At 41.0% G+C, this 11,880-nt stretch carries 12 protein-coding genes; 10 read left to right on the forward strand and 2 right to left on the reverse strand.

Annotation, left to right across the window (positions count from 1 at the left end; translation table 11 throughout):
- Positions 1-224: 224 nt before the first annotated feature.
- The 3 genes from ACZ8ZH_RS09975 (at position 225) to ACZ8ZH_RS09985 (ending at position 2,719) form a co-directional block, all read left to right on the forward strand.
- Complete coding sequence (locus ACZ8ZH_RS09975; protein WP_119063841.1) at positions 225-935, forward strand: haloacid dehalogenase type II; 711 nt, start codon at positions 225-227, stop codon at positions 933-935.
- Positions 936-1,080: 145 nt separating this feature from the next.
- The gene (gene ychF / locus ACZ8ZH_RS09980; protein ID WP_004693442.1) at positions 1,081-2,172 is read left to right on the forward strand and encodes a redox-regulated ATPase YchF; all 1,092 of its coding nucleotides are present in this window, start codon (positions 1,081-1,083) and stop codon (positions 2,170-2,172) included.
- Between the two features lie 190 nt (positions 2,173-2,362).
- On the forward strand, positions 2,363-2,719 hold the full coding sequence (locus ACZ8ZH_RS09985; protein WP_470247667.1) for a hypothetical protein: 357 nt from the start codon (positions 2,363-2,365) through the stop codon (positions 2,717-2,719).
- A 50-nt stretch (positions 2,720-2,769) separates the two neighbouring features.
- Here the strand turns inward: ACZ8ZH_RS09985 and ACZ8ZH_RS09990 are convergent, their stop codons facing one another.
- Entirely contained in the window at positions 2,770-3,309 is a 540-nt protein-coding gene (locus tag ACZ8ZH_RS09990; RefSeq protein ID WP_086209329.1) for an Mpo1 family 2-hydroxy fatty acid dioxygenase, read from the reverse strand.
- A 117-nt stretch (positions 3,310-3,426) separates the two neighbouring features.
- Here ACZ8ZH_RS09990 and ACZ8ZH_RS09995 point away from each other — a divergent pair, with 117 nt between their 5' ends.
- Together ACZ8ZH_RS09995 and ACZ8ZH_RS10000 are read left to right on the forward strand one after the other, a co-directional pair.
- A complete protein-coding gene (locus ACZ8ZH_RS09995) occupies positions 3,427-4,122 on the forward strand; it encodes a Crp/Fnr family transcriptional regulator (protein WP_110974885.1) in 696 nt (231 codons plus the stop codon).
- Positions 4,123-4,300: 178 nt separating this feature from the next.
- Entirely contained in the window at positions 4,301-4,723 is a 423-nt protein-coding gene (locus ACZ8ZH_RS10000; protein ID WP_470247668.1) for a hypothetical protein, read from the forward strand.
- A 53-nt stretch (positions 4,724-4,776) separates the two neighbouring features.
- Here the strand turns inward: ACZ8ZH_RS10000 and ACZ8ZH_RS10005 are convergent, their stop codons facing one another.
- A complete protein-coding gene (locus ACZ8ZH_RS10005) occupies positions 4,777-5,259 on the reverse strand; it encodes a hypothetical protein (protein ID WP_086209331.1) in 483 nt (160 codons plus the stop codon).
- A gap of 101 nt (positions 5,260-5,360) precedes the next feature.
- On the opposite strand from ACZ8ZH_RS10005, the gene ACZ8ZH_RS10010 reads away from it, so the two are divergent.
- The 5 genes from ACZ8ZH_RS10010 (at position 5,361) to dapC (ending at position 11,826) form a co-directional block, all read left to right on the forward strand.
- Positions 5,361-6,113, forward strand: a complete 753-nt coding sequence (locus tag ACZ8ZH_RS10010) for an AzlC family ABC transporter permease (protein WP_119063837.1) — start codon at positions 5,361-5,363, stop codon at positions 6,111-6,113.
- Entirely contained in the window at positions 6,110-6,457 is a 348-nt protein-coding gene (gene ygaH, locus ACZ8ZH_RS10015) for an L-valine transporter subunit YgaH (protein WP_119063836.1), read from the forward strand. Before ACZ8ZH_RS10010 ends, ygaH begins: the two co-directional genes overlap by 4 nt.
- 265 nt (positions 6,458-6,722) lie before the next feature.
- Positions 6,723-7,937 (forward strand): formate-dependent phosphoribosylglycinamide formyltransferase, encoded by a 1,215-nt coding sequence (purT, locus tag ACZ8ZH_RS10020; RefSeq protein ID WP_171405800.1) that lies wholly within the window; start codon positions 6,723-6,725, stop codon positions 7,935-7,937.
- A gap of 28 nt (positions 7,938-7,965) precedes the next feature.
- Positions 7,966-10,632 carry a [protein-PII] uridylyltransferase gene (gene glnD, locus ACZ8ZH_RS10025; protein ID WP_086209335.1) on the forward strand — a complete coding sequence of 889 codons (2,667 nt, stop codon included), beginning with the start codon at positions 7,966-7,968 and terminating at the stop codon, positions 10,630-10,632.
- A 24-nt stretch (positions 10,633-10,656) separates the two neighbouring features.
- The gene (gene dapC, locus ACZ8ZH_RS10030) at positions 10,657-11,826 is read left to right on the forward strand and encodes a succinyldiaminopimelate transaminase (RefSeq protein WP_119063834.1); all 1,170 of its coding nucleotides are present in this window, start codon (positions 10,657-10,659) and stop codon (positions 11,824-11,826) included.
- The last annotated feature ends 54 nt before the right edge of the window (positions 11,827-11,880 follow it).

Raw genomic sequence — 11,880 nt, forward strand, 5'->3', positions numbered from 1 at the left:
CACTTAAGTTTTTAACCCCTCCTTTTTCTAAGAAGGGGTTCAATATCAAGTTCACTACCTACTTATAATTGCTATCGCTTTTGATTTATCACAGCATTCTGACCAACTGAATCAACACGGTTTTTCTTTCAAATTCATATAGAAAAATATGGCTCTCAATATACAGATAGACATGTATAAGCTATAACGTATCCTCAAGCCTAAATAAGAATAATCCCCCTAAGATGAGTCATTCCTCTAAAATTAAAGTACTCGCTTTCGACATCTTTGGAACTGTCGTGGACTGGCATTCTTCAATCGTCCAAGAAGTGGAACGCCTAGCCTTGAACATCAATGCCAACCAATTTGCATTAGACTGGCGTGCAGGCTATCGACCTGCAATGGATCAGGTTTTGTTGGGTCAGCAGCCGTGGACTTCCATTGATGATATTCACCGCCTCATTTTGGATGAGCTTTTAGTGAAATATCAAATCTCCACACTGAGCGAAGCTCAAAAAAGCGATTTAAACTTTATTTGGCATCGTCTCAACCCTTGGCCAGATACAGTCGTAGCGCTTAATCAATTAAAACAAGATTATATTATTTGTACCCTTTCAAATGGCAACATCCGTTTATTGGTCGATTTAGCAAAGTATGCAAAATTGCCTTGGGACACTATTTTCTCTGCTGAAAACTTTAAAGCCTACAAACCTTCTCCTAAAACCTATTTAGGTGTCGCAGACTTACTTAATGTTGCACCCAATCAAGTGATGATGGTGGCTACCCATCAAGATGACCTTGCTGTAGCACGTGGCTGTGGACTTCTGACGGCTTATATTGAACGCCCCTTTGAGTATGGTGCAGCTCAATTGAAAGACTCTAGTCCTTGCATAGACAATGATCTACATGCAACAGATCTGTTAAATCTAGTTTCTTTATTAAAAGAAAAGGCTTAAAAGGCTCGTATATAGGGCTTAAATGAGGACGTTCTGCCCGCAACATGATTTACAACTTTGATTCTTCTGCCCTGAGACCTGACTTTGTCATGGCTTTCATGTAAAATCACTGGCAATTTTTATATAACACGTTGTGAGTTATTTCATGGGTTTTAATTGCGGTATTGTCGGCTTGCCGAACGTTGGTAAATCTACACTTTTCAATGCATTGACTAAAGCTGCTATTGCTGCTGAAAACTTCCCATTCTGTACAATTGAACCGAACACAGGCATCGTTCCTGTGCCAGATCCACGTTTAGACAAACTTACCGCAATTGTAAAACCTCAACGCGTAATTCCAACGACGATGGAATTTGTAGATATTGCAGGTTTAGTTGCGGGCGCATCTAAAGGCGAAGGCTTGGGGAACCAATTCCTTGCAAACATTCGTGAAACGGATGCAATTGCTCACGTTGTGCGTTGTTTTGAAGATGAAAACGTCATTCACGTTAACGGTAAAATTGACCCGCTTGATGACATTGCAACCATCAACACGGAACTTGCACTTGCTGACTTAGAAACTGTGACAAAAGCTGTGACTCGTTTAGCAAAATCTGCAAAAGGTGGCGATAAAGAAGCGCTTGCAACCAAAGCGGTTTTAGACAAAATTTTACCTTTACTTGATGAAGGTAAACCTGCTCGTGCTGCTGACCTAGACGACGACGAACGTAAATTGGTTCGTGGCTTTGGTTTAATGACTTTAAAACCAACCATGTATATTGCGAACGTTGCAGAAGATGGTTTTGAAAATAATCCGCATTTAGATGCTGTGAAAAAACTTGCAGCTGAAGAAAATGCAATCGTCGTTCCGCTTTGCAACCAAATCGAAGCTGAAATTTCACTACTTGAAGATGAAGATCGTGCTGAGTTCCTCGAAGCTTTAGGCATGGAAGAACCAGGTTTGAACGTGGTGATTCGTGCAGGTTACGGTCTTTTGGGTTTACAGACTTACTTCACGGCGGGTGTACAAGAAGTTCGTGCTTGGACCGTTAAAGTGGGTGCAACTGCACCACAAGCGGCAGGTGTGATCCACACTGACTTCGAAAAAGGTTTTATCCGTGCTGAATGTGTTGCTTATAATGACTTTGTTCAATACAACGGTGAAGCAGGCGCGAAAGAAGCAGGCAAATGGCGTTTAGAAGGTAAAACCTACATCGTTCAAGACGGTGATGTTCTACACTTCCGCTTTAACGTATAAGCCATTTCGAATATAAAAAAACCCGATACCAATCGGGTTTTTTTATAAGCTTAAACCAAGCTTAAAAACAGCATTAAATAACATATAAACACCTGATCCATTTGGATCTCACACAATATTATAACTTCTATTCTTTTGTATTATCGCTAATTTAATCACAGGCACTAATGCCCTCATTGAACAAACGAAAATGAAAAAGATCAGCACATTTATTGCAGCAGGTTTATTCACCACCCTTAGTGCAACAGCATTTGCATGCCCTCAAGGCACAACGCTATCAGGTGGCACAGGTGCAAATCATAAAGGTGGTAAGTGTGTCCCGACCATGAACATGGCAAAGCATGATCATGGCATGAAACAAGAGAAAGTAGCAAAGCAAGATAAAATGGCTAAACATGATCCAGCCATAAAGCAAGATAAAATGGTGAAACATGATTCAATGAAAGCCAATGATATGACCCATAAATCCCATAAAGATTCTCATGCTCCAAGCCCGAATGCATCCAAAGTTCAGCCAGATACACATAAAGTCTCGAAGACATCTTAAAACAGCATAAAAAAGCCAGTGAAATTCACTGGCTTTTTAAACTGATTTTATTAAGGTGATATCACAGAGACATGCTTATTGTCCATTGTCGCACGTTGTTTACGCGCTGCATCTAGCATCCGTTGCTCGATATCTTTTCTAAAACCAAGCATAAACACCATTTCAGCCAAAACAAATAATGGACCAATGGCAAGGCCAATTACATCGTCCATAAACGCTGGTTTTTTCTTTTCATAAAAATGTCCAACGAACTGAAACACCCAACCCACCACAAAAATACCAATACTTAAACTTAACCAAAGACCCAAATCAAATTGCGCAATTTTATACGCCAATGGATAAGCCATGGCATAGATCACCAGCATGATCAGACCAAAAATTCGGTCTAAGCTCAGGTAGTAAACAATACTCGCTAAAATCAAAACCATCGCCAAAGTGATTTCAAAACCACCCACAGCCCAGCCTGCTCTTGCGGTTAAGCACATAATTGAAAACACAATCAGGGGAATACCCACAAAGTGGGTCATAATATTCTTATGATCGAGATGGTAAGCCGCATATTGGCTAAGTAACTGCTCAAGCTTTGACATTTTAATCGTCCTTGTAAAATACTTTTATTCAATATATAAAAAAAACTCGACCTAAGTTGTCGGCTAAGTGACAATTACAAATATGGAAATTTTTAAGATTCATCATAAGGATTGAATGTGCTTAAGGAAGCTGAACTCCACATTTTAAAAAATAACATTTGGTATTCCCAACTACCTATTTTATTTCAAGATTTCATTTCACAGTACGCTACACAAGTGCATATAGAACGTGATCAGGCCGTGTTTCATCATGGCGATGCTTTCGACGGAATCTATGCCGTCCTTCATGGGAAAATCCGCTTAGGCTATATTGATATTGAAGGAAATGAGTCAATTGCGGCAATTGCTGAGCCTATCATGTGGTTTGGAGAAATTTCATTAATTGATCAACAACCTCGCTCCCATCATGCAATTGCTGTTGAAAAAAGTACCATTCTAAAAATTTCCAACACTGCCATTGAAGACTTACTCCACACACATCCGCAATTTTGGTTTCATATTGCGCAGCTTAGTTCGCAAAAGTTACGTCTCGCATTTTTGGAATTGATCGCTATCCAAAGTCAAAATATTAGCCAAAGGTTGGCTCAACGCTTGCTTTTTATTTTGAATGGCTATGGCAACCATGTGCATATTGAAAACCATATGATACATCTTTCTCAAGAACAGCTAGCTCAAATGTTAATGTGTTCAAGGCAAACCATTAACCAAGAATTACATCAACTAGAACAACAAGGGATTTTGAAAATATCGTTTAAAAAAATTGAAATTCTTAATCTTCCAAGACTTCATACGCTAGCACACGCAACAATGTAATTTTGAAAATAAACTTAAGATCTCCTCTCTCCACTCGCATTGTTTGAAAACAATATTTTTTATGATTCATATTCACTTAAGGAGCCAAAATTCATAATTAAACATACAATTTACATATTTCCGTTTACATTAAATATCTTTATATTTCAGTTAGGCGCGAATGCCTATGACATAAAAGATGAATACGATGAAAAAAATCACAACACTTCTCACAGCAGGACTTTTCTCAGTACTAAGCGCATCAGCATTTGCCTGCCCTAAAGGTACAACTTTAACTGGTGGAACAGGCCCAAATCACAAAGGGGGTTCTTGTGTAGCAGTGAATGGCGTAGCTCAAAAAGCAAAAACATCCGAAGTAAAAGCCGAAACTACAAAAATGAAAGATAAAACGACGACTACCAATAAAACAGCCACTGCTAAATCTAAAGGTACTGTGGAAAATGTAAAAACTGCGACAGCAACCAAAGTGAATGCTGAAACCAATACAAAATCAAAAAGCTCTAATCAGGCAAAAGTAAAAAGCGAAACAAAGAATCAAGTGAGCAAAGACGTAAAAAATAAAGATGCAAAAGCTGTTTCAAATAGCACCTTAAAATCGTAATTCATCGTAATCATTTAAAAAAGGCGAAATTATTTTCGCCTTTTTTATTCAAACTAAAAAATATTGTTATTGGCTTTCGTGTTACCTAAATTTGGATGATCAATGGCATCCTTACACTGAACTTTGTCACGCTCATATTCGTGTTGCGCTTTTATGATCTGCCTATCTTTCTCTAAAGTTGCTCGCGCCCAGACATCCAAACTCGTCAACGCCTTTCGGCATAACGCATACTTTCCTTCAGTCACGGAGTCGGTCATTTTGACATTAATACGCCACTCTGTACTGAGCTTACGTGCAGGTTGTCGTACTTTAGTCTCGATTTGATCCAGTTGTTTGTGATAGACCAAACTATCGACTTCATTAATAAATGCCCAAGCACGCTGTGCATATTCTGTTGCGTCATTGGTAATTTTTGGCGCAGCCTTAATTTCTACTTTTTGTTCAGGAGCTTGCTCTGACTGTCCACAAGCTTGCAAAAGTAAACTGCTCACAATAATAGCAGCCAGCCCTAAAGTACGTAATTCGAGCTTCAACATGGTTAAACGCCTCAACAAACAATTCGGCACTATGCTAGTGAATTCAGTTACAATACACAATCAATTTTGACCTAGTGATAAAGTCTTCTTCAAGGTGTGTTGTGTCCGAACTTAATCCCACTCCTGCACAAGCTGCTGGCTTTTGGCAAGGGGCTAAGGATAGCCAAGCGATTATCTTTACCTATCTACCTGTTTCTTTTGCCTTTGGTGTATCTGCAACCCAGTTTGGCTTTAGTGCATGGGAGGCTTTATTTTTATCCTGCTCAATGTATGCAGGTGCTAGTCAGTTTTTAGTCGTTGCACTGCTCGGTAGTGGTACATCTATTTGGATGACTGCCCTCACTGTCATTGCCCTAGATATTCGTCACTTACTCTACGGCCCTGCGCTACAGAACCTAATTCAAGATAAACTGAACCTAAAGAAAACTGCTATTTGGTCATGGGGATTAACCGACGAAGTCTTTGCTTCAGGCATGATCAAGTTGTCACAGCGTCGCCAAGAATGGTCTGAGTCTTGGATGCTGGGTTTAAGCCTATTCAGTTGGCTCGCATGGGCGACAGGTTCTTTTCTAGGTGGAATGTTTGCAGACCAAGTCAGCCATTTACCCCAGTTCTTACAAGCCGCTTTAGACTTTTTATTGCCTGCACTGTTCTTAAGTTTCTTATTGGCGGCATTTGAAAAGAGGCACACTTTCGTGGTCGCTGTGACTATTCTGGTATCTGCGATTGCCTGTTACTTTATTGACTTATCTGCTGCCATTTTTATTGGCATCAGTTCAGGTATTTTTGCTGGCTTGTTTAAGCACTATATACTGAAAAAACCAGACCCCGAACATAGTGGAGATCAAACATGAATATCGAAATTATCTTGGTCGGCATTTTAGTGGGTATTGCAAACTTTGCTTCACGCTTTGGGCCATTCTTCGTCATTCAAAAGCTTCAACAAGGTTCACAAAAGCGCGGTGCTTTATGGTTGAAGATTGCATTGGGTTCAATTGGTATTTCAGCAATTAGTTCGATGCTTGTGGTTGCAACTTTGCCACCACTGTTGGATGCACCCAATAAAAGTTTTGCCATGTTAGTCGGCTTCATCGTCTTGGCTGGGCTTTATTTCAAATTTAAGCAAATTGTCCCTGCTACACTGACCGCAGCACTCAGCTACGGCGTGGTATATACCTATATTCCTGTAGTTTTTTAACTATCTGTTCCCCCCTAAAACTTAACTTGACCTAAACTCAATTTACAAAACGGCTAAAAGTATCAATTTTAGAATGCATTTTTCGTGGCATTTTGAATTTGGTTGAGCAATTCTCAGAAGTACGATTTTGCTACTTCAAATGCACGTATGTAAACACAATCGCTTTATAAAAAAAATTGTTGGACAATATCATTAATTTATGTGAATGAACCCTGAACACCTTTAAGAGTTCTGCTATTCTAAAAGCCCATAAAATCAAGCATGGATGATTTACATGAGCGTTACTATTGGTACCCCACTTCAGTCTTCAGCATTTAAAGTCCTGCTACTGGGTTCTGGAGAGCTAGGGAAAGAAGTTGTAATTTCTCTACAACGCTTAGGTGTAGAAGTTCATGCTGCTGACCGTTACGATCATGCTCCTGCAATGCAAGTGGCACACTATGCCCACACCTTAAATATGGCAGATGCGACAGCGCTGAAACAACTTATTGAAGACATTAAGCCGAACCTGATTGTTCCTGAAATTGAAGCCATTGCAACCCAAGTATTGGTTGAAATCGAACAAGAAAATATTGCCACAGTCATTCCATCTGCAAAAGCAGTAAACCTCACCATGAACCGTGAAGGCATCCGTCGTTTAGCTGCTGAAGAACTGGGTTTGCCCACTTCTGCTTATCGCTTTGCCAACACCTTAGAGTCGTTCCGTGCAGCATGTGATGACATTGGTTATCCAAACTTTGTTAAACCTGTCATGTCATCTTCTGGTAAAGGTCAATCCCGCGTAAAAGAGTTCGCAGAAGTAGATGCTGCATGGGAATATGCGCAAACAGGTGGTCGTGTAAACCAAGGGACTGTGATTGTAGAATCGCAAATTGATTTTGATTTTGAAATCACTCTATTAACAGTTCGCTCTAAAAACCCTGAAACAGGTGAAATTGAAACGTCGTACTGTGACCCAATTGGTCACCGCCAAGATGCGGGTGATTATGTAGAAAGCTGGCAACCTCAAGCTATGTCACCAGTGGCCCTCGATGAAGCAAAGCGTATTGCCAATAAAGTTACCATCGCATTGGGTGGCTGTGGTATTTTCGGTGTAGAACTCTTTGTCAAAGGCGATAAAGTGTGGTTTAGTGAAGTATCACCACGCCCACATGACACAGGTCTTGTAACGCTTGCTTCTCAGTTCCAAAGTGAATTTGAACTTCATGCGCGTGCGATCTTAGGTTTACCTGTAAATACGGCACGTCATAGTGTTGCAGCCAGTGCCGTAATTTATGCGGGTGTAGATGCAAACAACTTATCTTTTTCTGGCTTAAATCTTGCTTTGGCAAACCCAAATACTGATTTACGCATTTTTGGTAAGCCAGAAGGCTTTACACGTCGCCGTATGGGCGTTGCAACAGCACGTGCTGAAACAACTGACCAAGCACGTGAACTCGCTGCTCAAACAGCAGAACTGGTTAGCGTTCATCAAAACTAAGCGTTGTTAAAATTTACGGATACGGAACATGATCAATACTTCTCCACTGCTTAGCTATGTCAGCAGTAATCACGACATTAAAGCGATCAATCAATGGCGTAGTGATGTCGAAAATCAATTACAAGAGAGTTTTGATCATGGTCAATCCATCCGTGATGTCATTTTAACCCGTTCAAATTTGATTGATGAGGCACTTATTTTCCTTTGGAAACATGCTGAACTCAATCAAACCGATTTGAGCTTATTTGCTGTTGGTGGCTATGGTCGCCGAGAGATGTTGCCTTATTCAGACGTAGACATCATGATCCTGTCTGAAGATGAATTTAGCGAAGAACAAGAAAAGCTCATTTCTGTCTTTATTTCCTCCCTGTGGGATGTCGGCAATTTCAAACCTGGCATTAGTGTACGTACCATTGCCAACTGTGTTGAACAAGCCACAAATGACTTAACTGTTGCCACAGCCCTCATCGAGTCCCGTTTAATTATAGGCAATGAACACTTAGCCAAATGGCCACGACGTATTGTTTCGCAAACATGGACAGATAAAACCTTCTATGATGCAAAAATGGAAGAACAGGCCAAACGCTATGCGCAACACAATTTCACAGAAAGCAATCTAGAACCCGACATAAAAAATGCGCCGGGTGGCATTCGGGACATTAACCAAATTGGTTGGATTGCAAAGCGGCATTTCCGCGTCAATCGCATTTATGACTTGGTGCATTTGGGCTTTATTTCAGAGTTCGAGTTAGGGGTATTAGAAGAAGCCGAAAGCTTCCTCTGGGAAATTCGTCACCACTTACATCGCCTCACCAAACGCGATGAAAACCGCTTATTATTCGACTATCAACGCGATATTGCTGCGAAGTTTGGCTATGTGCGCGAAGAAGGCAAATCCCCGAATTACCCAATTGAGCAATTCATGAAGCGTTATTATCGAAGCGCTCAACAAGTGACCACACTGAATGAAATGCTGTTGGCTTATTTCAACGAGTCGGTCATTACCCCACGCCTACCAAACTACGAACGTAACATTGAAGAAATCAATGAAAATTTTAAACTAGTTGATGGCAAACTTGCTGTTCAACACCATAAGATTTTTTCTGAAAACCCAAGTGCCATCTTAGAAATTTTTTATTTATTGGCAAACCGTCCTGAGATTACGGGTATTCGTGCACGGACTTTACGCCTTCTCACTTTAGCTGCAAAGCACATTGATCAAGAGTTTCGGGATAACCCAACCCATCAAGCCTTGTTTATGGCGATCATTCGCTCACCACATCGCTTATATGAGACGATGGTGGCAATGAAACGTTATGGAGTATTGGGCAACTATATTCCTGCATTTGGGCAGATTATGGGGTTAATGCAATATGACTTGTTCCATATCTACACAGTCGATGCACACACCTTACTACTACTGCGTAACTTAAACCGCTTCAAAGAGCCTGAGTTTGCCAAAGACTTCCCTGTCGTGAGTTCGGTGTTCCAACGTCTAGCACGTCGGGATATTGTCTATTTGGCTGCCATTTTCCATGATATCGCTAAAGGCCGTGGTGGAGACCATAGTGAGCTGGGTGCAACTGATGCGATTGAATTCTGTCGTAATCATGGTTTTACCGAACGCGAATGCAACCTTGTCGCGTGGCTCATCCAAAACCATTTACTCATGTCCGTCACTTCTCAAAAGAAAGATATTTCTGACCCCGATGTGGTTAAAGCTTTTGCTGAGAAAATGGGCGACATGGAACATCTCGACTATCTGTATACGTTAACTGTTTCAGATATCAATGCAACCAATCCTTCGCTTTGGAATACGTGGCGCGCTTCTCTCATGCGTCAGCTCTATACGCATGCACGTGATGTGATTCGCTCAGGTTTAGGCCGTCCTGTGGATTATCAAATGCTCATTGAGGACACCAAGTTTTCTGCCAGTGAACAACTGGTCGAAGAGTTTGCACTGGATGACGTCGAAAAAGTCTGGCAAGAACTGGGAGACGAATATTTCCTCAAAGAATCTGCAGATGAAATTGCTTGGCACACACGTGCTATTTTACAGCATGGTGATAACCCAGAACCGCTGGTTTTGATGCGTGCACAGCGTAAATTTGCTCAGGATGCAGTACAAATCTTTATTTATACTCAAGATCAGCCCAACTTGTTTGCAACAACGGTTGCCATACTTGACCGTATGAATTTGGATGTACAAGATGCGCGTATTATTACCGCAACCAAAGCATTTAGTTTAGACACTTATGTTGTGCTTGACCGCTTTGGCACCCTACTGACTGACCCAGAACGTGAAGCCAAAGTACTGTCTGCTTTAAAAGATGCCTTAGTCAATTCAGATAAATATCCTGGTCTCATGCAACGCCGCATCCCACGTCAGCTGCGCCATTTTGACATTGAAAACACCGTTGATATTACGCTGAATGAAGCACTGCAACAAAACATGGTCGAAATTGCAACACTTGACCATCCCGGCCTACTTGCCAAAGTGGGCGGGTTGTTTATGATGCAAGGTCTAGATATTCACTCTGCTAAAATTGCCACTCTAGGTGAACGTGCCGAAGATATTTTCTTTGTCACTAAAAAAGATGGTCAACCCATGACTGAAGCTGAAGCTGAGACTTTTGCTGCTCAACTAAAATCTGCCTTAGATGAAGCGTCTAGTCAGGTCTGTGGTCAACATTAACAATACACACTGGTATTTTGTTTCATGAACTCGAGTTTATCCCTTTTACATCCTTATCCTTTTGAAAAGTTAAATAAACTATTTCAGGATATTACTCCTGCAGACTTACCCCTCATTCCACTCTCGATTGGTGAGCCTAAGCATCCTGCGCCAGAGTTTGTGAAACAAGCCATTATTGATAATTTTCAACATTTATCGACCTATCCAAACAGTAAAGGTCTGCCAGAATTACGTACCAGTATTGCAAACTGGTTGACCCGTCGTTTTCAACTCAATCAAATTAGTACAGATAACAACATCCTGCCTGTTTCTGGTACCCGTGAAGCAATCTTCTCTTTTGTTCAAGCCTTGGTGAACCGCAAAGATGTACCTTATGTGGTGATGCCTAACCCGTTCTACCAAATTTATGAAGGTGCTACCTTACTTGCTGGAGCAAAACCATATTTTGTAAATTGTACTGAAGAAAATGGTTATCTCGGTGACTTTGATGCTGTGCCTGCTGAGGTCTGGGAAAAAACTGCCTTATTATTTGTTTGTACGCCAGGTAACCCAACAGGTGCGGTACTCTCAAAAGAGCAGTTTAAAAAATTAATCGCACTTTCAGACCAATATGGTTTTGTCATTGCATCGGATGAGTGCTATTCAGAACTTTGGTTTGATACTGCGCCTGTGGGTCTACTCGAAGTTTGTGCTGAAATAGGCCGAAATGACTACAAAAACTGTGTTGTATTCCACTCATTATCTAAACGCTCAAACTTACCAGGTATGCGCTCTGGCTTTGTCGCGGGTGATGCAACATTACTCAAACCTTATTTACAATACCGTACCTATCATGGTGCAGCGATGCCTGTACAACACCAGTTGGCTTCGATTGCGGCTTGGGATGATGAAACACATGTTGAAGAAAACCGTGTGCAATATCGTGCAAAATTTGACTTATTTCAAAACGAATTAGGCCACTTACTCCCTCTACAAAAACCAGATGCAGGCTTTTACTACTGGTTAAAAGTAGATAATGATGAAGCTTTTGCAAAAATGCTGATGGAGAAAGCACATGTCAAAGTACTTCCAGGGCGTTACTTGTCACGCAATACTGAGCAAGGCAACCCAGGCGAAAACCATGTGCGTCTTGCTCTAGTCGCCGACCTTGCACAGTGTGAGCAAGTCATTTCGCGCTTAAAAGCAATTTTATAAATAAGTTCATCTAAAAAAGAAAACCTCCTGTAACGGAGGTTTTCTTTTTTTCTT

This window comes from Acinetobacter sp. SW-226, from assembly GCF_055632855.1.